This window comes from Silvimonas amylolytica (genome assembly GCF_014645555.1).
Lineage (GTDB): Bacteria > Pseudomonadota > Gammaproteobacteria > Burkholderiales > Chitinibacteraceae > Silvimonas > Silvimonas amylolytica.
This window is the reverse complement of the sequence record NZ_BMLY01000004.1, coordinates 51,462-77,631: the sequence shown is the minus strand read 5'-3', so window position 1 is coordinate 77,631 and position 26,170 is coordinate 51,462. Positions and strand designations below refer to the sequence as shown.

The 26,170-nt window shown below is 58.0% G+C and carries 22 protein-coding genes; 15 read left to right on the top strand and 7 right to left on the bottom strand.

Annotated elements, in window-relative coordinates; all coding sequences use genetic code 11:
- Positions 1–28: 28 nt before the first annotated feature.
- Both IEX44_RS12690 and IEX44_RS12685 read right to left on the bottom strand, forming a co-directional pair.
- Positions 29–2,536, bottom strand: coding sequence for an ATP-binding protein (locus IEX44_RS12690; protein ID WP_188694242.1), 2,508 nt, complete (start codon positions 2,534–2,536; stop codon positions 29–31).
- Positions 2,537–2,741: 205 nt separating this feature from the next.
- On the bottom strand, positions 2,742–4,145 hold the full coding sequence (locus tag IEX44_RS12685; protein WP_188694239.1) for a cryptochrome/photolyase family protein: 1,404 nt from the start codon (positions 4,143–4,145) through the stop codon (positions 2,742–2,744).
- Positions 4,146–4,273: 128 nt separating this feature from the next.
- Between IEX44_RS12685 and IEX44_RS12680 the strand changes: the two genes are divergently transcribed.
- The 8 genes from IEX44_RS12680 to IEX44_RS12645 all read left to right on the top strand — a co-directional run bounded on the left by IEX44_RS12680 (position 4,274) and on the right by IEX44_RS12645 (position 11,279).
- Positions 4,274–4,825, top strand: a complete 552-nt coding sequence (locus IEX44_RS12680; protein WP_373287787.1) for a YqgE/AlgH family protein — start codon at positions 4,274–4,276, stop codon at positions 4,823–4,825.
- A gap of 21 nt (positions 4,826–4,846) precedes the next feature.
- Entirely contained in the window at positions 4,847–5,302 is a 456-nt protein-coding gene (gene ruvX, locus IEX44_RS12675) for a Holliday junction resolvase RuvX (protein ID WP_188694233.1), read from the top strand.
- 45 nt (positions 5,303–5,347) lie between these two features.
- Positions 5,348–6,310: an aspartate carbamoyltransferase catalytic subunit gene (locus tag IEX44_RS12670; RefSeq protein ID WP_229679051.1), complete on the top strand. Its 963-nt coding sequence runs from the start codon at positions 5,348–5,350 to the stop codon at positions 6,308–6,310.
- A gap of 17 nt (positions 6,311–6,327) precedes the next feature.
- Positions 6,328–7,620 carry a dihydroorotase gene (locus IEX44_RS12665; protein WP_188694231.1) on the top strand — a complete coding sequence of 431 codons (1,293 nt, stop codon included), beginning with the start codon at positions 6,328–6,330 and terminating at the stop codon, positions 7,618–7,620.
- A gap of 451 nt (positions 7,621–8,071) precedes the next feature.
- On the top strand, positions 8,072–8,494 hold the full coding sequence (locus IEX44_RS12660; RefSeq protein ID WP_229679049.1) for a PAAR domain-containing protein: 423 nt from the start codon (positions 8,072–8,074) through the stop codon (positions 8,492–8,494).
- Complete coding sequence (locus IEX44_RS12655) at positions 8,491–9,024, top strand: PAAR domain-containing protein (protein ID WP_188694225.1); 534 nt, start codon at positions 8,491–8,493, stop codon at positions 9,022–9,024. Before IEX44_RS12660 ends, IEX44_RS12655 begins: the two co-directional genes overlap by 4 nt.
- Positions 9,024–9,908, top strand: a complete 885-nt coding sequence (locus tag IEX44_RS12650; protein ID WP_188694222.1) for a DUF6402 family protein — start codon at positions 9,024–9,026, stop codon at positions 9,906–9,908. Before IEX44_RS12655 ends, IEX44_RS12650 begins: the two co-directional genes overlap by 1 nt.
- An 813-nt stretch (positions 9,909–10,721) precedes the next feature.
- The gene (locus IEX44_RS12645) at positions 10,722–11,279 is read left to right on the top strand and encodes a DUF6201 family protein (protein WP_229679046.1); all 558 of its coding nucleotides are present in this window, start codon (positions 10,722–10,724) and stop codon (positions 11,277–11,279) included.
- Positions 11,280–11,372: 93 nt separating this feature from the next.
- On the opposite strand, the gene gatB is transcribed toward IEX44_RS12645, so the two are convergent.
- From gatB to gatC, 5 genes are all read right to left on the bottom strand, one after another.
- On the bottom strand, positions 11,373–12,800 hold the full coding sequence (gatB, locus tag IEX44_RS12640) for an Asp-tRNA(Asn)/Glu-tRNA(Gln) amidotransferase subunit GatB (protein ID WP_188694216.1): 1,428 nt from the start codon (positions 12,798–12,800) through the stop codon (positions 11,373–11,375).
- 33 nt (positions 12,801–12,833) lie between these two features.
- Entirely contained in the window at positions 12,834–13,577 is a 744-nt protein-coding gene (locus tag IEX44_RS12635) for a GNAT family N-acetyltransferase (protein ID WP_188694215.1), read from the bottom strand.
- A gap of 4 nt (positions 13,578–13,581) precedes the next feature.
- On the bottom strand, positions 13,582–15,033 hold the full coding sequence (gene gatA / locus IEX44_RS12630) for an Asp-tRNA(Asn)/Glu-tRNA(Gln) amidotransferase subunit GatA (protein ID WP_188694211.1): 1,452 nt from the start codon (positions 15,031–15,033) through the stop codon (positions 13,582–13,584).
- Positions 15,034–15,188: 155 nt separating this feature from the next.
- Positions 15,189–15,773 (bottom strand): D-sedoheptulose 7-phosphate isomerase, encoded by a 585-nt coding sequence (lpcA, locus tag IEX44_RS12625; RefSeq protein WP_188694208.1) that lies wholly within the window; start codon positions 15,771–15,773, stop codon positions 15,189–15,191.
- Positions 15,770–16,057 (bottom strand): Asp-tRNA(Asn)/Glu-tRNA(Gln) amidotransferase subunit GatC, encoded by a 288-nt coding sequence (gene gatC / locus IEX44_RS12620; RefSeq protein ID WP_188694206.1) that lies wholly within the window; start codon positions 16,055–16,057, stop codon positions 15,770–15,772. The genes lpcA and gatC overlap by 4 nt, the downstream gene beginning before the upstream one ends.
- Positions 16,058–16,316: 259 nt before the next feature.
- Here gatC and IEX44_RS12615 point away from each other — a divergent pair, with 259 nt between their 5' ends.
- From IEX44_RS12615 to IEX44_RS12585, 7 genes are all read left to right on the top strand, one after another.
- A complete protein-coding gene (locus tag IEX44_RS12615) occupies positions 16,317–17,363 on the top strand; it encodes a rod shape-determining protein (protein WP_188694203.1) in 1,047 nt (348 codons plus the stop codon).
- Between the two features lie 97 nt (positions 17,364–17,460).
- A complete protein-coding gene (gene mreC, locus IEX44_RS12610; protein ID WP_188694200.1) occupies positions 17,461–18,360 on the top strand; it encodes a rod shape-determining protein MreC in 900 nt (299 codons plus the stop codon).
- Complete coding sequence (gene mreD, locus IEX44_RS12605; protein ID WP_188694197.1) at positions 18,360–18,875, top strand: rod shape-determining protein MreD; 516 nt, start codon at positions 18,360–18,362, stop codon at positions 18,873–18,875. The genes mreC and mreD overlap by 1 nt, the downstream gene beginning before the upstream one ends.
- Complete coding sequence (mrdA, locus tag IEX44_RS12600; RefSeq protein WP_188694194.1) at positions 18,865–20,757, top strand: penicillin-binding protein 2; 1,893 nt, start codon at positions 18,865–18,867, stop codon at positions 20,755–20,757. The genes mreD and mrdA overlap by 11 nt, the downstream gene beginning before the upstream one ends.
- The gene (rodA, locus tag IEX44_RS12595; protein ID WP_188694189.1) at positions 20,750–21,862 is read left to right on the top strand and encodes a rod shape-determining protein RodA; all 1,113 of its coding nucleotides are present in this window, start codon (positions 20,750–20,752) and stop codon (positions 21,860–21,862) included. Before mrdA ends, rodA begins: the two co-directional genes overlap by 8 nt.
- A 40-nt stretch (positions 21,863–21,902) precedes the next feature.
- A complete protein-coding gene (locus IEX44_RS12590) occupies positions 21,903–22,967 on the top strand; it encodes a septal ring lytic transglycosylase RlpA family protein (RefSeq protein WP_188694186.1) in 1,065 nt (354 codons plus the stop codon).
- A 215-nt stretch (positions 22,968–23,182) separates the two neighbouring features.
- The gene (locus IEX44_RS12585; protein ID WP_229679044.1) at positions 23,183–26,164 is read left to right on the top strand and encodes a bifunctional diguanylate cyclase/phosphodiesterase; all 2,982 of its coding nucleotides are present in this window, start codon (positions 23,183–23,185) and stop codon (positions 26,162–26,164) included.
- Positions 26,165–26,170 lie beyond the last annotated feature (6 nt).

Genomic DNA, 26,170 nt, shown 5'->3' with positions numbered 1-26,170 from the left:
CGCCATCCGCCGTGAACGCTACGCTGTTTCAGATGGTCTTGCGGCCACCGGACGCATCTTCTTCCGGCAATGTTGGTTGCTGGCGCGGCAAGGTAAAGCGGAACATGGCACCGGTGTGGTCGCGGTTAGCGGCACTGATCTGCCCACCATGGGCCTCGACGATTTCCCGGCATATTGCCAGCCCCAGACCTGAACTACCCGGCGGATTCAACCCGCTACCTTGTACAAATTTTTCAAAAATGCGTTCCAGATCTTCCGGCGCGATCGGCGGGCCGTCGTTTTCTACGGTCGAGATCAGCATGGGGCCTTCCTGCCAGACACTCACGGCAATGGTGCCTGCTTCCGGGCTAAAGCGGATGGCATTGGAAATCAGGTTGCGCAAGACCTGCGCCACCCGCGTGGCATCGCAATCGAGCGCGTCGTCTTCCGCAATTTTGCGTTCAAACACCACCTGTTTGCGAGCAGCTAGCGGTTCCAGTTCAGAAATCACACCATCGACAATCCGGCCCAGCCGGTGAGGCGCAAGGTGGTAATCCATCTTGCCTGATTCCAGTTTGGCGATATCCAGCAAGTCGTTCACCATGCCCAGCAGACGCTCGCCCGACATGATGATGTTCTCGAAATAACGTTTAAGTTTCTCTGGCCGCCCCCCCTCCACCTTGTCCAGACCGATGCGGGCGAATGACAGGATGGCGTGCATGGGCGTACGCAGTTCGTGCGAGATATTGGACACAAACTGCGTCTTGGCGCGGTTGGCGTCGTTGGCGCGATCCCTCGCGCCGCGCAAATCGGCGGTTTGTGCCGCGACGATGTCCTGCAAATGGTCACGGGCATCTCTGAGCTCACCCTCTGTCAGTTTGAGCGCGGTAATGTCACGGACCAGCCAGAGCACTTGCGGGCCTTCGGTTGCAGACCCCGGCAACGGCAGGATCAGTGCTTCGAACCAGCGCACGCCTTCGGTCAATTCAGCGTCGTACACCATGCGTTGCGCGAGGCCTGATTGCACGGCGATATCCAGCGCCATGCGCCCGCCATCGACCACGGAAGGCGGCATGGTGTGAAAGATCGAATGCCCGGTAGGGTTGCCCTCAAACAAACGCGAAGTATTGCCAAAGGCGTCGCACACACGGCTATCAGCGGCAACCACAAACACCGGATCGGGCAGGATTTGCGACAGCGCAGCCAGCCGCGCCGCGTTAACCCGGGCAGTGTCGGCTTCACGCGCCAGATCATTGGCGGCCTGCACCAATTGGCGATCACGCTCTCCCACCCGTCGCGCCATCATTTCAAAACCATGCGCCAGCCGGCCCAACTCATCGGGGCGATGCGTACTTGCCAGCAACACGTCGTAGTTGCCATCGCCCACGCGCGCCTCGGCTTCGACCAGCTCATGCAGCGGCTCAGAGACCAGTTTTCGGAGCACGCTCCACAGAATCAGCAACTCCACCAGCAGCGATATCCCGCCCAGGATCAGCACATAACGGGCGTTGGAACGGGCCACCGCAGCAATCCGGGAACTGGGGTAAACCACAATCAGCCGCCAATCCGGGCCACGAATACGGCCAACCCCCAGATGGAACGCTTCATCCGGTGTCTCGACCACGTCTGCCACGTCCCCCACCGTCAGCGCGGTGTGAACAATCGCTTCCAGTTGCGGATCGTGCAGGTGCGAGACATCCAGATTACCGCCCGCCAACTGGATTTCCTTACTCAGCCGCGGGTGAGCAATCAGTTGTCCATCGGCTCGCACAATGAGGTTGTAGGTGCCGGCAAGGTGATCGTTGGCCGTACGCCGTACGAGGTCATCAATCACGATATCCTGACCCGCCGTGGCCACCCAACGGCCGCCCAGATCGGCAGGCGTGACATGCGACACCATCCATTTGCGGGCACCATCATCAAAGTAAACGGTGGTCCAGAATGGCTTGCGTAAAGGGTTGCTCTGCGGGGCAGAGCGCCACACTGTTTCGTACTCGTAGATATTGGTTTTGGGCGTGGCAGACAGGCTCCAGTCTACAAATGGCGCGTAATTGAGCGACATTTGCTCTGGCATGTTCATGAAACTGTCCAGAAACCGGTTGGTGGTCAGCGGCCCCCAGGCCGTCAGCAAATCAAAACCCACCACAATACGGCGTTTGAAATCCGGCGTGAGCGGTACGTCGTTACGGATAAACAACGTCGCTTTATGGTGAAAATCACTCACTTCTGGCCGCACGCGGATCACGCCATCCTTGCCCGGCGCAAACAGACTATCAAAGCGTGCGCTGTAGTCCTGATCACCTGCCTGCTTGAGCCGGCGGATCATCTCATCAGCCAGCATGCGGGTCTGGGTTTCAGCCAGCAAAAAGTGCTCGCTTTCACCATCAGCACGCGCCTGCACGTAATTGCGCAGACCTTCGTCGATGCTTTCTTCAAGGCTGTGATAAAAATGCCAATACGCCGCCAGTGTGATCATCACAATGACGGCGGCAATGCGCAGCCCCATTCTGGTGAGGGCGCGGCGGGCAAGCGAAGTGCGAACCGGCAGCTGCGGCATGTTGTCCTGCGTGAAACCGTCCTGGATCAGGCGGCCTGTTTTTGTTGGATAGACCGGGCGAGTATGCGCTGAATTATGCCCACGTCATCAATCGACGCAAGCCAACTTCTACCGGTTTAGGCCAGCGTGGGACGACAATCTACGCCTTTTTCCATATTTGACAGTCTGTACCAACCGGCAAAACGTCGATGACACGGTGCCGACATCAGGCCCGTGCCACCTTGAACAGTGCCAGCGCCTGCTCACGCTGAACCGCATGATCAACGAGTGGCGGCGGGTAGTCTGCGCCCAATTGCCCGAAAACAGGCGAACGCACGAGCCACGGCGCATGGATATCCTTGTCGCCAAGCGCTGCAAGTTCAGGGCAATAACGACGGATAAACTTCCCTTGCGGATCAAACTTCTGCGATTGAGTCACCGGATTGAAGATGCGGAAATACGGCTGTGCATCACATCCGGTACTGGCCGCCCATTGCCAGCCGCCATTGTTGGCCGCCAGATCAAAATCAATCAGTTTTTCGGCGAAATAACGCTCGCCCCAACGCCAGTCGATCAGCAAGTCTTTGACCAGAAAGCTGGCGGTGATCATGCGCAGGCGATTGTGCATGTACCCCGTCTGGTTTAACTGGCGCATAGCCGCATCAACAATCGGGTAGCCGGTTCTGCCCTCGCACCAGGCGGCAAACCAGTCCTGGTTATTGGGAAATGGCAGCGCATCGTATTCGGGCTTGAAGGCGTGTTCAGCGACCTCCGGCCGGTGCCAGAGGATTTGCTGGTAGAACTCTCGCCAGATCAGTTCAGATAACCACGTCTCAGCCCCGATGCCGCCTTGCGCGTGCGCAAAGGTGGCCAGCTCCCGAATCGACACCGTGCCAAAACGCAGATGTACCGATAAGTAAGATGGCCCTTTCACGCCCGGAAAATCCCGCGCTTCATGGTACCGGTTGATGCGCTGGCGAAAATCCTCAAACAGGAATTCGCCGCCGGTCATCCCCGGTGTGATGGGCAGGCCGGCCAGCGTATCTTCAGTAAACCCCAGTTGCGTCAGCGCGGGCAGCGTTTGTGGCGGCAAGTGCGCCAGATTGCCGATGTATCGCTGCACCGGGTAGGACCGCAGATAAAAGTCATCCAGCTTTGAGTGCCAGGCACGCTTGTACGGGGTGAACACGCTGAACATGCCGCCTGCCTGGGTCAGGATTTCATCGCGCTCAAAGATCACCTGATCCTTGAAGGTTCGGAAAATGACGCCAGTTTGTTCCAATGCATGACTGACCATGGCGTCACGTGCAGTGGCCGCCGGCTCGTAATCATGATTGGTGTAGACCGCATCGACGCCGTATTCCCGCGCCAGTTGCACAATAGCCGCGGGCGCACTGGCATGGCGCACCACCAGGTCGCTGCCCGCCTGACGTAGCGCCAGCTGCAGTTCTTTGATGCTGCCGTGAATAAACGCCACCCGGCGATCATGTCTGGGCAGCGCATCCAGAATATCCCGGTCAAAAATAAACACGGGGACCACTTCACGGGCGTCTTTGAGCGCGTGATACAGCGCGGCCTGATCGAAGAGCCGCAGGTCGCGGCGGAACCAGAGCAAGGTCCGTTGAACCATCAGCGTTTTCCGGGGACGAATGCAGGCTATTGTACGAGAGGGACCGCGCTTTAATACATCGTCATGAAAAACCGCAACGCCAGGGCGAAGTGAACACGCCGCTTTGTGCGATAATTGGAAGCATGAACATGAATCTCACGCGCCATTTCCTGATTGCCATGCCCAACCTGGTTGATCCGGTTTTTGAACGCACGCTGGCTTATATCTGCGACCACAACGAACGTGGCGCCATGGGCGTGATCGTGAACCGTCCGCTGGGTATGCCGCTTTCTGCCTTGTTTGAACAGATCGACGTCGAACTGCACCGGCCTGATGTCATTGAACTGCCCGTCTACTTTGGCGGCCCGGTCCAGACCGACCGTGGTTTTGTGCTGCACCAGCCGTTGGGCGAGTGGCAATCCACCCTCACGGTCACGGATGACATCGGTCTGACGACGTCCAAAGACATCTTGCTGGCCGTCGGTGAAGGTGCCGGGCCGGAACAACTGTTTGTCACGCTGGGCTACGCCGGCTGGGAGGCGGGTCAACTGGAAAACGAAATCAGCCAGAACGCCTGGATTTCCGTTCAGGCCGACCCGAAGATCATCTTTGATCTGCCGCCCGAAGAGCGCTACGAAGCCGCATTGGCACTGATGGGTATCGACATGGCCATGCTCAGCAAAGAAGCTGGCCATGCCTGATGACCGCGCCATGGTGCGGCAATGACGAGTGCATTGGCGTTTGACTTTGGCGAGGCCCGCATCGGCGTCGCCACGGGTTCGTCTGAGCTCGGCATTCCGCATCCGGTTTGCACCATTTCGGCCGTTGATAACGACACCCGCTTTGCCCGCATTGCAGACATCATCAAGGAGTGGCAACCGGATGTACTGGTTGTAGGCATGCCGCTCTCGCTTGATGGTGAACCCCACAAAGTCAGTTTCCTGGCCCGCAAGTTTGGCCAGCGTCTCTATGGCCGTTTCAAGTTGCCGGTGGTGTATGTGGATGAACGCTTCAGTTCCGCCGCCGCCAGCGAAGCGCTGAACGAAACCGGACTAAGAGGCCGCAAACAAAAAACCGCTCTCGATCAGGTCGCCGCCATGCAAATCTTGCAAGGCTGGTTTGATGGCGCCGTGATCGAGCCACCGTCTGATCCCGCTGGACAACCCCAGCCAGACTGACCGAAGACCTCTGCCCTCGCCCCGTATTTTCAGGACATAACGCGCATGCACAATCCGCAGCTGAACAAAAACAAAGCGCTGATCCATCTGTTGACCACTGAAGGTTTGCCCCGCGCCATCCTCACGCAGATTCTGGATCGTGCGGCGACGTATGTCGCCGAGATGGAAGCGGGCCACAAAAAGTTTCCGGTGCTCAGCGGCAAGTCCGTGTTCAATCTCTTCTTCGAGAACTCCACCCGCACTCGCACTACCTTTGAAATCGCGGCCAAGCGGCTGTCAGCAGATGTGATCAACCTGAATATCAACGCATCGTCCACGGCCAAAGGCGAGACGCTGCTGGACACCATCCACAATCTGGAAGCAATGGGTGCGGACATGTTCGTGGTGCGTCACGCGCAATCGGGCGCGGCTCATTTGATTGCAGAGCACGTCAAACCGGGCATCGCCGTGGTCAACGCCGGCGATGGCCGCCACGCGCACCCGACGCAAGCGCTCCTGGACATGTACACCATTCGCCACTTCAAAGGCGACTTCACCGGTTTGACGGTCGCCATCGTGGGCGACGTGCTGCATTCACGCGTAGCGCGCTCACAGATTCACGCGCTCTCAACGCTGGGTTGCCCGGAAATCCGCGTAATTGCACCCAAGACCCTCTTGCCGGTGGGCGTGGAGCAACTGGGCGTCCACGTCTATCACGATATGGCCGAAGGCCTGAAAGGCGTCGACGTCGTGGCCATGCTGCGCTTGCAGAACGAACGCATGGCTGGCGCATACCTGCCCTCCACGCAAGAGTTCTTCAAATACTACGGTCTGACACCCGAGAAACTGGCGCTGGCCAAGCCCGACGCCATTGTCATGCACCCGGGCCCGATGAACCGTGGCGTGGAGATCGACTCGGCCGTCGCCGACGGCAACCAGGCCGTGATCCTGCCACAGGTGACGTTCGGCATTGCCGTGCGTATGGCAGTGATGGCACTGGTTGCAGAAAATCAGGCATTGAACGGCTGAGACAAGGGATCACAACAATGAAAAGAATCGCGATTCGCAACGGCCGTCTGATTGATCCGGCACATGGCACGGACAAGGTTGGCGACCTGTTTCTGGACCAAGGCAAGATTGCCGCCGTCGGCACCGAGCCTGAAGGCTTCAAGGTCGACCAGACCATTGATGCCACCGGCCTGACGATTATCCCTGGCCTTGTCGACCTGGCCGCCCGCCTGCGCGAGCCTGGCTTTGAATACAAAGCCACGCTCGCCTCTGAAATGAGCGCCGCAGTGGCCGGCGGCGTCACCAGCATTGTCTGCCCGCCCGATACCGACCCGGCACTGGATGAGCCAGGCCTTGTCACCATGCTGCGCCAACGCGCCCGGCAACTGGATCTGGCACGCCTCTACCCGGTCGGCGCCCTCACGCGCGGTCTGAACGGTAAAGACCTGACCGAAATGGCCGAATTGCGGGATGCCGGTTGCGTCGCGTTTTCGCAAGCTGAACATCCGGTTACCGATCTGCAGGTGCTGTTCCGCGCCATGCAGTACGCCGCCACGTTTGAGATTCCACTGCGTTTGCGCGCGCAAGATGCCACACTGGCCGGCCACGGCGTGGCGCACGATGGCGAATACGCCTCGCGCCTCGGCCTGACGGGTATCCCGGTCATTGCCGAGACCGTCGCCATTGCCACGATTGTAGAACTGATGCGCGCCACCGGCGCCCGCGTGCACCTGTGCCGGGTATCGAGCGCCGCTGGCCTGGCGATGATCCGCACCGCCCGCCGCGAAGGCCTGCCGCTGACGTGTGATGTGTCGATCAACCACGTACATCTGGCGGACATCGATATTGGCTTCTTCAACAGCCTGTATCGCGTGAACCCGCCGCTCCGCAGCATCCGCGACCGTGAAGCCATTCAGACTGCGCTGGTCGACGGCACGATCGATGCCATCTGCTCCGATCACAGCCCGGTGGACGACGACGCCAAACTGTTGCCCTTTGCCGAAGCCGAACCCGGTGCGACCGGCATGGAATTGCTGCTGCCGCTGACCCTGGCCTGGGCCGAGAAAGCGCATATTCCGCTCTCTATGGCACTGACCAAGATCACCAGCGAACCCGCCAGCATGCTGGGCTTTTCTGCCAGCCTGGCCGTGGGCAGCCGCGCTGACCTGGCCATCTTCGACCCCAACGCCACCTGGCGCGTCACCCCGGAAACGCTCAAAAGCCAGGGCAAGAACACGCCATTTACCGGTTACGAAATGCGCGGCAAGGTCGTGTTTACGCTGGTCAAGGGCAAGCTGGTATATGCGGCTGTGCCAACGATTGCGCATTGAGCTGCAAAGCGCGGTGCAGCTCTGGAGCGCAAGTCGCAGTCGATCCTTATTGCAAGTACCCAATAAAACGCCGGTTTATACCGGCGTTTTTTATTTAAGCCCCGTCACGCGAATAGACGCCACCGGGGCACGAATCCGGGGTGACGCGCTGGTCCACCCGCTCAATCCATACCATCATGGTGGCTTGCATGCCGTCTCCGGATTGCCGTTTGACGACGCCATTGCGCTACACCATTGCTTCGACCAGCAAGACCTGCGTGCGGTAGCCAGACCTGATTCCGGCTAAAGGCCGGAATGACGAGCCAGTGCCGTATACGAGAACAAGCACTTTGGCTAATCGGCGCAGCGATCAATCGGTCATCTCCGACTTTGTGAAGGCAGTATTTCTGTATCCCCGTCCTGAAGCCAGGGGTAATTTTTTAAGCCCTCTTCTCCAGATGGTAGGTACATGATGTCTGACATCCAGCATGACCACTTGCCAGAAGTGGCAAGAGCAACCCTGGTAGAAAAAGCCCGTATTGATGCCCTCCCGGTCATTGCGCAGATTTGCGTGGCCACGTTGGGCGCGAGAACGCGGGCTGGCGGCGTAGTCACCACCGCCAACAGCAGCCTGACGGTTGATGGTCACCGCGTGGCTGCAGTCGGTGATCAAATCAGCTGTTCAGACGGTCGGGTTGCCAGGGTTATTGAAGGTGCCGGCAGCAGTATGTTCATATTCGGTGGCAGCCCGGTCGCGCTCATCGGCAGTCGAGCAGACAATGGTGATGCCATCATCTCCTCCCTTCAGCAAAAGCTTTGCTTGACCCTGCGCGCCGGTCACCCTTTCCCGGCCGGTCTGTTTGACCAGGCATTCCGTTCGGAACCTCAGACATGATCCGTTTCAATATCGTCCAGGGCGATTTAACCACGTCTGGCGGGTACGTCATCGGTGCCAGCCTCAACGCGATCATTGGCAACCGGATGATGGCAGGGGAAGGGGACAGCGTGACCTGTCCCAAATGTGGTTCTGTCGGCCGCATCCTTTGCGTCGGCCCACGCATCCCCGGCATTTTTGATGGCGTGATGGAAGCGCTCTCCGGCGATATCGTGTTATGCAAGTGCGAGCGCAAACCCGTACTCCTGAACAGCCAGACAGAGATGTTCCAGATGGCGCCGGCGGAATCTCACGCGGCCCCATCCACCGCCCAGTCCGTTGCCAGTTTGGTCCAATTTGATACCCACTTCTGTGTACACCATGCGGTAACGGGTGAACCAGTCGAAAGCATGGCCTACGTCATCCAGCATGCCGGCGAAACCATTGCTGGCCAGACTGGTAACGATGGCAAAACCGCGCTGCTTACAAACAGTGTGGCCAGCCAGGGCATGCTGCTCAAGCTGGTGCAAACGCGCATTGGAGTTCGTTGATGTCCATCGCTACGTCTACGCTGACTCTCATTTCCAATCCTCAGGGCACAGTCGTCTCATTCAAACCTTTGGAGCTGGATGAAATTCCTGGTGCCATGGACAAGATGGACTGGCCAATCTCCGCCAGAATGATGCGGCGCTGGTTTGCCAACCCACAGTATGTGATGTCAGAAGCTGAAAAAGCCCGACTGTCGCATCTGGACGCGCGAAAGCTGGATACCGCGTTGTATGACGACCAAACGGTCAAAATGGATTGGGCACTCGCTTATCCGCGGGTGCAAGCAGCGCTGACCAGGCTGATTGAGCAGGCCATTACATCCAATAGCGTGAATATTTTACGGCGCCATCTTCAGGTCATGGGATGGAAGCCTGGCGCAGACTGCCGACTTGGTCGAATCGGGGGCTCGGCACGTGAACTGGATGCTACCTGTCAGATTCAATATTGCGGCTTTGGTGCCCGCATGGACACGATTGACGATCTATATGGTGCGATCGGTACGGCCATTTTGAAATTAGCGGTAGTGGGCCAATCGAAAGGCGCTTTTTTCTACGTGGAAAAGCTGGGTGTCTATATCCGGGACACCTATGATTTCACAGATGCAAAGCTGGTACTCGGTAAGATTGCCACCCCGTTCCATAAGCCAGAGCCCCTTGGCATCTGGAGTCGTGACCGGTGTTTGTCCAAATATGAAATGGTGTCTTATATGGCGGCAATGAATGAGAGCTGGAGCGTGGTCGGGGATGCCTTTCCAGGTTTCGTTCCCGTGTTCAATATTGACTTTCGGCGTTGGCAGGACAAACACCACTCCGGAGGGGATTTTCTGGTCTATTCCGACGTGAAATGGTTCGCCCCGCCTCCCCACATGGCCATCCTGACCCTCTGACGCGGGGGACGGAGAGTGCTATGCCACATTTAGGCTGGTTGTTCTACGGCATGATCGCCGGAATACTCACCTTGCTACTGATGCCGCTAGGGGCATGGGCGTCCTGGCGTTTGCTTTGTCGGCTTTTCCGGGGTCGCAACTGGCGGCAGCGGACCAGCATCGCTACCCTCCTTGCAGTGCTGATAGTGATCTGGAGTTTCACGCCTGCTTTGTTGGGTTCCCAACTAAGAGAAGGTGTTAGTCCCGATGGCCAGTATCGCGTCGTGTATTACTCTCCAACCGGAATAGCCCCATATGCCTTGTGGCAGCAACTAGACCAGTCATGCGTCATGTTTGCCCGCCTCTATGCAAATTCGACCGGCCGATTTTTGGGGCAGTCCAACTGGCTATCGTTTACCCGTTGCGATGCTATTGGTCCGGAATTCTGGCCGGGAGAATACGGAAGCACTGCTTTCAGTATGGGAGACCCAGAGCGGGGCCGCCATGAGGGGCTGACCGTTCCGGTTCCGACTACTGCGCCGTGGTGGGGACGTCCTTTTGATGTCGCAACAAACAACCGGCATCAGCCTGTAACCAGTTCAGGTTCATCGTTTCACTGGCCTACCGATGCCGCACTTCGCCCTCCGCATACTGGTAGCGCTGCGTCGTGGTCGGGTTGGAATGTATCCCGGTTTTGTGCCGGTATTCAATCCGGGCTATTGGCGCTGACAGGACAAGCACCATACCGCGGTGATTTTCGTGTGTTCTCTAACGTGTACTGGATGGACCCACCTGCAAACGTTCGCGTGATCCCGCTGGCCTAGCATGGGAACCTTGTCCGGCTTCTTTAACATTCTGTTGGTCGGCTTTTTAGTCGTATTCTTCGTGCTCCCGTCTCTATGGGGCGCTTACCTGCTTTTGCGCCGGCTTATGCGCGGCAAGCGGGCGGAACAAAAGCTGGCCATTCTGGCGGCAACTGTCCTCGCCCTGACCCTCTGGAGCATTCTGCCGGCGTTGTCCGGGGTGCGCATCCCGGAGCGCAGTGTGGTAAGTCCGGACGGCAAATACCGGGTAGAGATGTTCGAGCCGCTGACCTTGACACCCTACGTCTTCTGGCAGCACCTTTTTGTGGGCAACGTCATGTATGCCCGACTGTACGAGCAGTCAACCGGCCGTTTTCTGGGACAGGCAAATTGGTACTCGTTTACCCGGTCTGATGAGGACATCGGCCCGTTAATGTGGCCGGGTGATTTTGGGCGCCAGGCCTTTGATGCGGGAGACACAGAGCGGGGCGAGCATGAAGGGCTCTCCATACCCGTCCCGGCATCTCCGCCCTGGTGGGGCCTTCTGTTTCATATTATGCCTAGCGGCAGGCGTGGCGGGGAGGCGTGACCGCTGCGGTACTGGCAATCAACGCCCATAAAATAAAAACGCCGGTTCAACACCGGCGTTTTTTGTTTCAATCGCAATCGCAAGATCAGTTGATCAAGCCAGCTTCTGCTTGAGCAATTCCGTCAGCACACCCGGGTTGCCCTTGCCTTTGCTGGCTTTCATGCACTGACCCACCAACGCGTTCAGCGCCTTTTCCTTGCCGGCTTTGTACTCTTCAACCGACTTGGCATTGTTGGCGATTACTTCATCCACAATTGCTTCCAGTGCGCCCGTGTCGGTCTCTTGTTTGAGGCCTTCACGTTCGATGATGGTGTCGGCGGCATCGCCCGATTCCCACATCTTCTTGAGCACGTCTTTGGCGGTCTTGTTGTTGATGGTGTTGTCAGACACACGCTTGATCAAGCCAGCCAGCGCTTGCGCGGATACCGGGCTTTGGGCGATGTCTTTTTCTTCGCGGTTCAGCGTGGCGCTGATGTCGCCCATGATCCAGTTGGAAGCCAGTTTGGCATCCGCACCAGCGGCCACCGTGGCTTCGTAGAACGCGGCCATGTCCTTGCTCGCGGTCAACGTGGCCGCGTCATAGGCTGGAATGCCGTACTGGGTCTCAAAACGTGCACGCATGGCGGCCGGCAGTTCCGGCAGTTCGTTCTGCACGCGACTGATCCACTCCTCGCTGATCACCAGCGGCGGCAGGTCAGGATCGGGGAAATAGCGGTAATCGTGCGCATCTTCCTTGGTGCGCATCATGCGGGTCTCACCGGTATCCGGGTCGAACAGCACAGTGGCCTGCTGGATCTTGCCGCCGTCTTCAATGGTCTCGATCTGCCATTGCACTTCGGCCTTCACCGCTTGCTCAATGAACTTGAAGCTGTTCAGGTTCTTGATTTCGCGGCGGGTGCCAAACTCTTTCTGACCTTCCGGACGTACCGACACGTTCACATCACAACGGAAGCTGCCTTCCTGCATATTGCCGTCGCAGATGCCAATCCAGGTCACGAGGCTATACAGTGCCTTGGCATAGGCCACGGCTTCTGCTGCAGAGCGCATCTCTGGCTCAGACACAATTTCCAGCAGCGGCGTGCCGGCGCGGTTCAGGTCAATACCGCTCTGGCCGTGGAAGTCTTCATGCACAGATTTACCGGCATCTTCTTCCAGGTGAGCACGGGTCAGGTTGATGACTTTTTCAACGCCATCCACGTTGATGGTGATCGCACCGCCTTCAACAACCGGCAGCTCAAACTGGCTGATCTGGTAGCCCTTGGGCAGATCAGGATAGAAGTAGTTTTTGCGCGCGAATACCGAGCGGCGATTGACCTTGGCGCCAATCGACAAACCAAACTGGATAGCCTTTTCGACTACCGCCTTGTTCATCACCGGGAGCGCCCCCGGCAGGGCGATGTCGACCTCAGCCGTGTGCGTGTTTGGCGCAGCACCAAACGCCGTGCTGGCCGGGGAGAAAATCTTGGATTGCGTTGTGAGCTGGGTATGTACTTCCAGCCCGATTACCACTTCCCATTTCATGGTCAGTCTCTCTAGTTCATCCGGTCAGAACCATCACGCGCAGTGGCGGTGACGGTACCAGTAACAATATTGCTCAACAAAACCAAAGCCCGCATATAGCTGGACTGCCGCTTCATTGCTGGCCACGACTTGCAACAAACCTTGCGTCGCACCGCGTTCTTTGCCCCAGGCCAGCAGACTGGTAACCAGGCGCCGACCAAAACCCTGGCGGCGATACGCCGGGTCGGTACAAATATCAAACAGCAGGACATAGTCATGCTGGCGCACGGCAAAGCCACAGGCGACGACTTCACCCATGTGCTCCAGCACGCCAAAGGTTGTCGGGGCCGCGTATTGCGCCAGCATGCGTTCGGCGGCATGTCGCTGCGATGCGCTCAGATTACTCAAACGGGCAAAGGCATCGATCCATGCGGTGTCAGCATTGGCTTGCAAAGTGACCGCGGTATCGTGCGCCGGTGTTTGCGCAGTCAGATCGCACGTCTGCACGCTGGAGATATCTATCTGGGCATAACCGCGTTGAGCCAGCGTCGCATCCAGTGCGGCATGTTCCTGCGTCAGCTTGAAGATGCCGGGCAAACCGGCCTCGGCAAAACGGCGTTCGCAGTATTCCAGTTTGTCGGCATCCGCCAGCGCACCGGCGTAGAGCGGTGTGACCGAATTGGCCCGTTTGGTGTAGCCGTTGGCAAAGCGCAGCAGCCAGCCGTCGAACACTTCGGTCGACAAAGCAGGCCAGGCGCTTTGCGTCATGGCTTCAAACAGGGCAATCCGGCTCGTCATGCGTTTACAGTTCCGGCGCGCGGGTATGCCAGTCAGTGACTTGCTGGAACTGATGCGCGGCATTCAACAGCTTTGCTTCGGCAAAGTAGTTGCCAATCAGTTGCATGCCGATCGGGCGACCATTCTTCGCAAACCCTACAGGGTGGGATAGACCCGGCAATCCGGCCAGGTTCACGCCCAGGGTGTAGATGTCTTCCAGATACATCGCCACCGGGTCATCGTTCTTTTCGCCAATGTTCCAGGCCGCGGTCGGAGCGACCGGTGCGGCGATGACGTCGCATTGCGCCAGACCACGCTGAAAATCTTCAGCGAGCAGACGACGCACTTTCTGCGCTTGCAGGTAGTAGGCGTCGTAGTAACCGTGGCTCAGTACGTAGGTGCCGGTCAAAATACGGCGTTTGACTTCCCAGCCAAAACCTTGCGCGCGAGTCTTTTCGTACATGTCGGCAAGACCGCTGTATTCGGCCGCACGGTGGCCATAACGCACGCCGTCAAAGCGGCTCAGGTTACTGGATGCTTCGGCCGGAGCGATCACGTAGTAGGACGGAATGGCCACGCGCGTGTTCGGCAGGCTGATTTCGACCACTTGTGCGCCCAGTTTTTTGTACTCAGCGATGGCGGCGTCAATGGCACTGGCCACTTCTGCATTCAGTCCTTCGGCAAAATACTCCTTGGGCAGACCGATCTTCAGGCCCTTGAGCGGCTGATTCAGATCACGGGTGTAGTCTTCTTTGTCCCGCTGCAGGCTGGTGGCATCGCGTTCATCAAACCCGGCCATGACATTGAGCAACAAGGCGCAATCTTCTGCGCTCTTGCCGATCGGGCCGCCCTGATCCAGCGAGCTGGCATAGGCGATCATGCCAAAACGGCTGACGACGCCGTAGGTCGGCTTGATCCCGGTGACACCGCAGAATGCTGCGGGCTGACGAATGGAACCGCCGGTATCGGTGGCGGTTGCAATCGGGGCCAGACGGGCTGCAACTGCAGCAGCAGAGCCACCTGACGAGCCACCCGGCACAGCCAGCTTGTCCCACGGGTTTTTCACGGCACCGTAAAAACTGTTCTCGTTGGAAGAGCCCATGGCGAACTCATCCATATTGGTGCGACCCAACGTCACCAGCCCGGCCTTGCGGCATTGCTCAACCACATGCGCCGAATACGGGGCAATGAAGCTCTCGAGCATTTTCGAGCCACACGTGGTGCGCCAGCCTTCCTGACAGAAGATGTCCTTGTGCGCCAGCGGGATACCCGTCAGCGGGCCGGCGTTGCCTGCCGCACGCAGCGCATCCGCAGCCCTGGCTTCAAGCAGCGTTTTATCTTCATCGATGGTGATGAAGGCGTTCAGAACACCATTATGTGCTTTGGCACGCTGGAGGTATTCGCTGGCCAGTTCGACCGCAGAAAACTCACCGGCTGTCAGTGCTGCAGCCAGTTGTTTGATACTTTTTTCAACCATTTGTCGTTGTTCCTGTGAACGAACTCTGGAATCAATCGGCAACCATGGCCGTTTTTATGCAAACGACCCCGGAGAAATCTGAAAATCCAACCACTTGAACGTCAGGATTGAAGCCTCTGGAAGCCACAAAATCAGTGCCCTCCGATGGACTGCGTTCAATCAGCGTAACCCATACCAACCTCAACGAGGTCGATCAGTGTATGGATCACTTTGATGTGGATTTCCTGGATGCGATCTGCAAACCCGAAATGCGGCACGATGATCTCGACATCAGCCACACCTTTGAGCTTGCCGCCATCCTTACCCATCAAGAGGATGGTCTTCATCCCGCGCGCTTTGGCTTCTTCCACGGCACGGATAACGTTGGCCGAATTACCGCTGGTAGTAATGCCAACGAGCACATCGCCTGCCTTGCCGAATGCCGCGACATAACGTGAGTAGATTTCATTGAAGCCGTAATCATTCGCCACGCAGGTAATGTGCGACGGATCAGCCACCGCCATGGCAGGCAGCGCAGGACGGTCACCCCGGTAACGACCGGACAATTCTTCGGCGAAATGCATGGAATCGCAGTGCGAGCCACCATTGCCGCAAGAAATCACCTTGTTGCCAGCCTTGAAGGTCTCGACCAGCAAGCTGCCAGCAGCATCAATGGCGGCCAGCAATTGCTGGTCTGCACTCACTTTGGCCAGCACCTGCGCGGCTTCGTTGAAATGCTGCGCTACGCGATCGACGCTCATTCAATCACCTTTGGAACCAGATAGAGGCCGTTTTCCTTTTCGGGCGCCACGCTCTGGAACGCCTCCCGGCGGTCCGTTGCGGTCACCACATCTTCTCTCAGGCGCAGATGAACGTCCTGGGCATGGGCCATGGGTTCGATACCGCTCGTATCTATGGCGCGCATCTCTTCGATCAGCCCGAGGATACGGTTAAGCTGCGTCTGCGTTGCCTGCGCCTCGTCATCCGTCACGGCCACGCGCGCCAGCCGGGCGATGCGCCTTACGTCATCCAGCGAAAGGGACATGGTATTAGCCTTCATTAACATCAACGGGATAGGGTATCATACCGCCCTTGATTCACCGAAGCGTGCGGGCCTTGCGAAAACGCCACTTGACAGCGGCATGGAAAACGCCCGCAAACGTGATGTTGACGGCAGGTTTTACGTAGAAATCCGGAACTTTTGCCGGTGAAACATGCCGGAAACGCATAAAAATTCGCGGTTGTCTGCCACAAGGGCAGGCACCCTTTTCTTACCCGACCCGATTATTGATTGAGAGCACACGATGTTTGGCCTCCTCTCCGGCTATTTTGCCAACGATATCGCCATCGACCTTGGCACCGCGAACACCCTGATCTACATGCAGGGCAAAGGCATTGTGCTGGATGAACCTTCGGTCGTCGCCATTCAGCAAGAAGGCGGCCCGTCCGGCAAGAAAACCATTCTGGCCGTTGGTGCAGAAGCCAAGAAAATGCTTGGCCGTACGCCTGGCAGCATTACTGCCATTCGTCCGATGAAAGACGGCGTGATCGCCGACTTCACCATTACTGAGCAAATGCTCAAGCAGTTCATCAAAAAGGTGAACCCGAGCCGTTTGTTCTCCAGCCCACCCCGGATCGTGATCTGCGTTCCCTGCGGTTCTACCCAGGTGGAACGCCGCGCCATCCGTGAATCTGCCCTGGGTGCCGGTGCACGCAAGGTTGAGCTGATTGAAGAGCCGATGGCTGCCGCCATTGGTGCTGATCTGCCAGTTGAAGAAGCCACCGGCTCGATGGTGGTGGATATTGGTGGCGGCACCACCGAAGTGGGCGTGATCTCGCTGGGCGGTATCGTTTATGCCAGCAGCGTGCGTGTAGGTGGCGACAAATTTGACGAAGCCATCATCAACTACATCCGTCGCAATTACGGCATGTTGATTGGTGAAACCACCGCTGAAGAAATCAAGAAACGCATCGGCTCCGCTTTCCCGGGTGCTGAAGTGCGTGAAATGGAAGTGAAGGGTCGTAACCTCGCGGAAGGTATCCCGCGTTCGTTCACCATTTCTTCCAACGAGATTCTGGAAGCCCTGACTGAACCTTTGAACCAGATCGTTTCCGCCGTGAAGCAAGCGCTGGAACAAACCCCGCCGGAACTGGGCGCCGACATTGCCGAAAAGGGCATGGTGCTGACCGGTGGTGGCGCGCTTTTGCGTGATCTGGACCGTTTGCTGATGGAAGAAACCGGTCTGCCGGTCATCGTGGCTGAAGATCCGTTGACCTGCGTGGTGCGCGGTTCCGGCAAGGCGCTGGAAAAGCTCGACAAGGGCGGCGTGGTGATTTTCACCAACGACTGACAGACGCAGGATTACTGTTTCTCACCCCGGGAAAAGCAGCGGGCCGGTAGCATAAGCAATCGGCCTGCTTGTTGGTTCTCGTCGCAACGGCGACACGATGCAAGCAACTCAACCTGCCTTTTTCAAGCAAGGCCCAAAGCCGCTGACGCGGCTTTTGATCTTTTCGGCACTCTCGCTCTCGCTGGTGGTGGCTGATGCCCGCTTCCAGATGCTGGGCAAGGTGCGCGAAGAGGTTTCCGTGGTGCTCTACCCCTTGCAATGGCTGGCGACTACGCCTTTTGAGGCTGCTCGCAATGCCAGCAATTTCCTCTCCCGTCAGGCCGATCTGCTGGCTGAAAACCGCAAGCTGAACGATGCCCAGTTGGTCGCCCAGGCCCAGGCCATGAAGATGCATGCGCTGGAAGCCGAAAACGCACATCTGCGGCAACTGACTGAACGCCAGTCGTCTTTTGGCAATCCATCCCAACTGGTTGAAGTGCTGTACAACGGGCGCGATCCATTCACCGCCAAGCTGATCGTTGACCGCGGCCAGGCCGCAGGCATCCTGCCAGGACAGGCCGTGATCGACACCATCGGTGTCATCGGTCAGGTCATCCGCGTACAGCCCCTGACGTCTGAAGTGCGCTTGATCAGCGATCGGGATCAAATGGTGCCGGTCATGGTTCAGCGTAATCAGTTGCGTGCCGTGGTCTATGGCATGGGTCGCAATCAACCGCTGGAAGTGCGCAATATGGCACCTAATGTGGATATCCAGAATGGCGACGTCCTGGTGACCTCTGGCATCGATGGCATTTACCCCGCTGGCTTGCCCGTCGCCAGGGTACAACGGGTTGATCGCTCCTCCAGCAGCGCGTTCGCCCACATTGTGTGTGCCCCGGTCGCACAGGTGGATCAGCACCGCTTCTTGCTGGTGCTGGAGCCGCCGCGACCGTTGGCGCCCTACCCGGCCGAGCCGCAAACCGCGCCAGAAACCAACAAAAAGAAACGGGGACGCTAATGCCGGTATCCAGCCAGTTGTTGCGGCCAGTTCGCGGTACGCTCATTTTCTTTACCTTCATGTTGGCGCTGGTGGTCAACCTCTTGCCATGGCAAGTTGGGCTGGCCAACTTCACACCTGACTTTGTCGCCCTCTTCATCGTGTACTGGACACTGAACCAGCCGCGCCGCGTGGGTGTGGGCTGGGCGTTTGTGCTGGGCATTCTGATGGATGTGGGAGATGGCAACGTGCTGGGGCAACATGCGTTTGCCTATAGCGTGATTGCCTACCTGACGCTGGCCCGCCAGCGTCAGCTCAACGTGTTCCCGTTCTGGCAGCAGGCGTTTGTGGCGCTGGGCTTTTTGCTGCTTTCCCAGCTCTTGATGGTGTTGATCCGGCTGGCGCTGGGCAGCCCGTTTGTGGGTTGGGGTTATTTTGCCGGCTGCTTCCTGTCTGCGCTGATCTGGACGCCGCTTTCCAATTTGTTGCTGATGTACCAGCGCAAACCGAAGTCTGAATCGAAATATGAATCGTAGCGAGATCAAGAACCAGCTGGCGGAGCGCTATGCGTTCCAGCTCCGCCTCGCCGCTGCGGCGCTGTTTGTCCTGGTTCTGTTTGGCATTCTGATCGCGCGTTTTTCCTGGTTACAGGTGGCCCAACACGGCCGCTACCAGACGCTGGCAGAGCAAAACCGCATTTCCCTCGTGCCCATCGTACCGCCGCGTGGTGTCATTTATGACCGCAATGGCGTGGTGCTGGCACACAATTTTTCTGCGTACACGCTGGAAATCACACCGTCCAAGGCTGGGCCGCTGGAAGACTGTATCAACCGGCTGGCAACCATCATCGACATCACAGCCAAGGATCGCCGTCGCTTTAAAAAGCTGATGGAAGACACCAAGGATTTTGAGTCGCTACCGATCAAGACCCGCCTGACGGATGAAGAAGTGGCGCGCTTTGCCGCCAACAGTTACCAGTTCCCTGGCGTTGAAGTCAAAGCCCGGTTGTTCCGCCAATACCCGCTGGGCAAGGTGGCCTCACACCTGATCGGCTATATCGGCCGGATCAACGATAAAGACCTGCAAGATCTGGATGACTCCGGCGACTTGCCCAACTACCGCGGCACCGATCACATCGGCAAGGTGGGCGTTGAACAGAGCTACGAGAGCGACCTGCATGGCGTAACTGGTTTTGAAGAAGTCGAGATCGACGCCGGCGGCCGCGCCATTCGCACGCTCAAGCGCACACCACCGACACCGGGCAAGAACCTCGTGTTATCGGTGGACATCAAGCTTCAGCAAATTGCCGAAGATGCCTTTGGTGACCGCAAGGGCGCGCTGGTGGCGATCGACCCGCAAAACGGCGGCGTACTGGCATTCGTGTCCAAGCCCGGGTTTGATCCTAATTTGTTTGTGGACGGGATTGATCCGCAAAGCTGGAATGACCTCAATACCGATCCGGACAAACCACTGAACAACCGCGCGTTACGTGGCACCTATCCGCCAGGCTCGACCTTCAAGCCGTTCATGGCGCTGGGCGCACTGGAAGGCAATTACCGCTCTGCTGGCGCGGTGATCAACGATACCGGTGTGTTCAATTTTGGCGGCCACGCCTTCCGTGACGATAAAGTGGGTGGTCACGGCGCGGTAGATATGTACAAATCCATCGTGGTTTCTTGCGACGTGTATTACTACTCGCTGGCCAACACCATGGGGATTGATGCGATCTCCCGATTCATGGGCACGCTGGATTTTGGTAGCCCGACTGGCATCGATATTGATGGTGAACAGAGCGGCGTATTGCCTTCGCAAGAGTGGAAGCGCAAGCGGTTCCGCACGCCAGCCACACAAAAATGGTACGCCGGTGAAACGGTCTCTATCGGTATTGGCCAGGGTTACAACGCCTATACCCCGCTGCAAATGGCCCACGCTACGGCCGCCATTGCCAATTCCGGTGTCATGTTCCACCCACACCTGGTACAGTACATTGTCGATGGTACCAACGGGAACAAGACGGTGGTCGAGCCCAAGCCAGAGCGCGTACTGCCGTGGAAACCGGCCAATATCGCGGTCGTCCAGCACGCCATGGAAGGCGTAATCAAGGAAGGTACAGGCGCCAAAGCCTTTGCGGGTGCGGCCTACACGGCGGCCGGTAAAACAGGTACGGCCCAGGTCTTCAGCTTGAAGGGCAGCAAGTATTCAGAAAGTGGCACCAAGGCACACCTGCGCGATCATGCCTGGTTTATTGCCTATGCACCGGCCGATCATCCGAAGATTGCACTGGCCGTGCTGGTAGAAAACGGGGGCTGGGGTGCAGCAGCGGCAGCGCCGATCGCCCGCCAGGTGCTGGACTACTACCTGACCGGCAAGCAACCGGCGCAGGCAGCGTCGGACGTGGAGAGCAGTGATAGTGATTAAGGATTTCCTGCGGCGCTTTACCCGCCCGATCGACCCCTGGCTCTTGCTGTTCACGTTTCTGGTATTCCTCTTGTCCTGCATCGTGCTGTATTCGGCATCCAATCAGGATATGGACAAGATCAGCGACAAGTTCACCTTTCTGGGCGTGGCGCTATGTGTAATGTGGGTGCTGGCCAGCATGCCGCTGCAAGTCTTGATGCGGCTGGCGTTACCCATGTATGTCATTGGCGTGTTACTGCTGATTGCAGTGGCCCTGGTTGGCTCAAGCAGTCACGGGGCCAAGCGCTGGCTCAATATTGGCGTGACCAAAATCCAGCCATCCGAACTGATGAAACTGGCGTTGCCACTGATGCTGGCCTGGTACTTCCATCACTTTGAAGCCACGCTCAACTGGAAGCACTTCATCGTCGCCGCGATTCTGATGGTGATTCCGGTGGGCCTGATCATGAAGCAGCCCGACCTGGGCACCAGCTTGCTGATCGCAGCGGCCGGTTTTTACGTGTTGTTTTTCGCGGGTCTGTCCTGGAAACTGATTGGCCTGATGGTCATGGCCGGCGGTGGGCTGGCTTATGTGGTGACACACTGGAATCTGTGCATACACATCTTGCGGGAATACCAGTGCCAGCGCGTGGCAACCATGCTGGACCCGATGCAAGATCCGCTGGGTGCTGGCTATCACATCATCCAGGGCACGATTGCGATTGGGTCGGGTGGTCTGTTGGGCAAGGGTTGGCTCAATGGCACGCAGACGCACCTGGACTTTATTCCTGAACGGACCACTGACTTTATCTTTGCCGTGTTCGGCGAAGAGTTCGGCCTTGCGGGCAATGTGGTGCTGGTGCTGCTGTACCTGATGCTGATCATTCGCGGCCTGACGATCGCCAACAACGCCGCCACGCTGTTTGGCCGTTTGCTCGCCGGCGCACTAACCCTGACTTTCTTTACTTATGCCTTTGTGAACATGGGCATGGTATCCGGCATTCTGCCCGTGGTGGGTGTGCCGTTGCCGCTGGTTTCTTACGGCGGCACGTCGATGGTGTCCTTGATGGCTGCGTTCGGCATCCTGATGAGCGTCGGCAAAGATCGCAAGCTCATGAAAGCCTGATCGACAGGCCCGCATACAACACGAATATCTGGAGTCTGGCGTGCGCTTTACCCCGAATACCCTTACCTGGCTTAAACGCATCACACTGGCCGCCACTGCGGCTGTGCTGGCCGCATGTAGCACCGCACCGCGTTCGCCAGCCCCGGTTCAGGGTACGGGCGGCAATCTGCCGCAATCGACTGAAGCAGCGCCAGCGCAGCTATCCAGCACCGCCTCGCCCTACCATTGCGCCTATACGGCCGGCGCGCCAGGTTCTGGCCAGTTTTATCTGGACGATGGTCCCCATGAGACCTTGCCCGCCTGGGTGGATTATGTCCCCGAGCCTGTCCCGCGCGCCGAAGCGCTGAATCGCTTCGCCAATAACCCGTATACCGTGCTGGGGCAGAGTTTTACGCCGTTAAAAGCGCCCGGCGGACTCAAACAACAGGGAATTGCGTCCTGGTACGGCCGCAAATTTCACGGCCAGAAAACATCCAGCGGTGAGGTCTACGACATGTACACCATGACCGCCGCCTCCCCCATCCTGCCGATTCCCAGCTACGCGCGGGTCACCAACCTGAAAAATGGCCGCAGCGTGGTGGTACGGGTAAATGATCGCGGCCCGTTCAAGAAAGGCCGGGTGATGGATCTGTCATTCCTGGCCGCATGCCGTCTGGGTTATGCCATGAATGGCAGCACCGATGTCGTGGTCGAAAGCCTGACGCCAGGCGAGCCTGTTCCCAGTGATATGCCGCAACTGGCCGCTGCGCCAGCTGCAGCCGCAGTGGTCACCACTCCGCTGGCTGATGCAGCGCCGGTCGCCACCAGCCTGCCTTTACCCGCGCCAGCCCCAATGCAGGTAGAGAAACCGCAACCGGTGCCCGTCACCATGACGGCAGCCGGCGTGTACTTGCAACTGGGCGCATTTGGCTCCCGCGCCAATGCAGAGAATTTCCGCGATCACTGGGCGCGTGATCTGGATGGTGACATCGCCAGGCTCAATATCCAGTCTGCCGGGAGCATCCACCGGGTGCGTCTTGGACCCTATCCGGATCGCGCCACAGCCCTGGCTGCCGCTGAGAAGCTGACAGGCGAACACAATCTGCAAGCGGTCATCGCCCGTTAATCGGCTTCTGTCAGGTAAAGGCCTAAACGGTCGTCAGAAGTGTCTCTTCCATCCGACTTCGCGTTGCCAACTGACAGCAATTGACTCAAAAATGAGCATCCTTGTTTTTGAGAATTTTGCTGGTGCAGCGGCCCAAAACTTCGCAAGAGCAGGATGCGGGCCAATCATTTGGTCAAATCAGGCGCATCCTGATTTCTTTGTTTTTACTCGTTCTGTTGCTGACACTTTGTGTCATCGGCTGGTCCATTTACCAGAGTTATCTGGACCGGATCGGTGCCGCACAGCAACAGATGCTGACGCTTGCCCGCGCACTGGAAGAACACGTCGGGCGCACTGCCGATGCGGCGGCCGAGTCGCTGCAAATGGTTCGCGACACGCCACAAATCAAGGCATGCCTGAGCAGCAACGATCAAAGCTGTCTGCACAATGAACTCAAGCGCGTCGCCTCCCGTTTCCCGCAAGTTACCAGCCTGACCCTGATTGCACCCAACGGTGACTTGCTGGCTTCCTCTGCCATGCCGGCCGTGCCGCCGCGCAACGTGTCACAAATGCGGTATTTCCGGCTGGTTAGCGTGCAACCCGGCCTACCCTGGTATGTGGCCGAACAACAGCCCGATCCGGCCAGCGATCAAAATGTGGTGCCCCTGGTCGGCAATCTGGAAGGCGCGCATGGCGTCACGGCCGCCGTGATTGTCGCTGCGCTGAGCCCGGACCTTTTCTACCGTTTTTATCAGAACGAACAAACCAGCCACCTGACGATCCGCCTGTTCCGTAACGATGGCATTTTGCTGCTGCGCTATCCACGCAATGAGGCGGAGATCGGGCGCGATATCTCATTCATGCGGTTTTTCGATCAGGTCTTCAGCCACGGTACGGGTGGCACCATGACGGAGACCAGCCCGGTTGATCACCAGACATTGATTTACGGCTGGCAGCGTGTCGACAAGTGGCCGCTGGGTGTTGCCGTAGGCATGAATCAGCAAACCGTGCTAACCGCCTGGCAGCGCTCCATTCTGGTCAATGGTCTGATCGTGTTGCTGATGATCGCCGCCGGTGCACTGTTGTTGTTTTATGTACTTCGCCAACTCACTCGACTGGAAAAAGCCGAGTTTGATCTCTACCTGACCAAAGCCGCCGTGGAGCGCGGTGCCGACATGGCTGTCTGGCTGGATCGCAATGGGCGCATCTGTTACGTGAACACCATTGCCTGCCAGCGACTGGGTTATACAGAACAGACGCTGCGCAATATGCGGTTGTCTGACATTAACCCGGCCATTCGCGGTGATGTCTGGCCCAAATTCTGGGAACGCCTGTCACGCCATAAGCATCTGGTGGAAGAAAGCATGCTGCGCACCCGCACGGGTCAGGTGTTCCCGATCGAGGTGTATTCCAATTACATCGTCTTCAAAGGCGAGGAATACAACTGTGCCGTCGTGCGGGATATCTCGGAGCGACGCCTGGCCGAACAGGCCATTGTGCGCAGCGAGCAGCAATTGCGCCTTGCGCTGGAAGCCTCCGCGACCGGCCTGTTTGACATGCCACTTGATGGCCGCACACCTGCCGTAACCAGCCCGGAATACGACCGTCTACTGGGCTACGAACCCGGCGAGATGATCGAAACGTTCGAGAAATGGAAAAACCAGCTCCATCCGGATGACCGCGAAGACGTGCTCGACGCACTGCGCAGTTATTACAATGGTGCCGCTGCGCAATTTGCCATCGAATACCGTCGCCGCACACGCCACGGCCAGTACCACTGGTTCCAATGCCGCGGCCGCTTGGTCGAACACGACGAAAGTGGCAGCCCTACGCGGCTGATCGGAACGGTCACGGACATCACCGAACGCAAACAGGCACAAGACCGCATTACTGAACTGGCCAATTTTGATCCGGTGACACGTCTTGCCAACCGCAATCTGTTGCGTGACGAACTCCGGCTTTCGATTGCCTCGGCAGAGCGCCGCGGACACCTGCTGGCCGTCTTGTTCCTTGATCTGGATCGTTTCAAAACGGTGAATGATTCGCTGGGGCACGCTGCAGGTGACGAGGTGCTCAAGCAAGTCGCGCAGCGCTTGCGCGGTACGGTGCGGCGATCCGACATCCTGGCGCGGTTGGGCGGCGATGAATTTGTGGTGGTACTGACAGATGTAAAGAGCACGGAACAAGTCACCGACGTAGCCTCCCACATTCTGGCCGTGTTTTCTGATCCGTTTGAACTGGAAGCCGGCAGCTTTGCGACCTCAACCTCCATCGGCATCAGCGTCTATCCCACCGATGCCGAAAGCCCGGACGTCCTGGTACGCAATGCCGATGTCGCCATGTATCAGGCCAAGGCCAATGGCCGCAATAATTTCCAGTTCTTCACCGCCGATCTGAACGCGCGGGCATCCGAGCGCCTGCAACTGGAAAGCAGCATGCGCATGGCGCTTCACAACGAACAATTCAAGCTGCATTACCAGCCACAGGTCAGCCTGCCGGATCATCAGATCATCGGCGCGGAAGCCCTGATCCGTTGGCAACATCCTGAGCACGGGTTGATTTCTCCCTCACGCTTTATCCCGATTGCCGAAGACTCACGCATGATCGTTGCACTGGGTACCTGGGTCTTGCAAAGCGCTGTACGCCAGGCGGGTCGCTGGCAAGCGGCCGGCTTGCCGCCCATCACCATTGCGGTCAATCTTTCACCGCTGCAACTGCATCAGCCCAATCTGCCGGAAATCGTCGCGGAGGCGCTGGCCGATGCCGGTCTGGACGCGCAATACCTGGAGCTGGAGGTCACCGAGTCGGTCATCATGCAAGAAGGCGAGCAGGTGACAATGGCGTTGCACCGGCTCAAAAAGCTGGGCGTCAAATTGTCGATTGATGATTTTGGTACCGGGTACTCCAGCCTGTCCTACCTCAAGCGTTTCGCCTTCGACAAACTCAAGGTAGATCAGAGTTTTGTGCGGGATCTGTCCACTGACCCGAATGACGAAGCCATTGTCCTGGCCATTATTGGCCTGGGGAAAACACTGGGCATGAAGGTGCTGGCCGAAGGCGTCGAGACCCCAGAGCAACTGGCGTTCCTGGAACTGGCCGGTATCGACTCGGTACAGGGTTATTTGCTCAGCCGCCCCATCACCGCCGATGCGTTCGGGGCCATGCTCTCCCCCATCGACGCACTGCATCAGCGCACACTGCCAGACGCTACGGTATAAACCCGA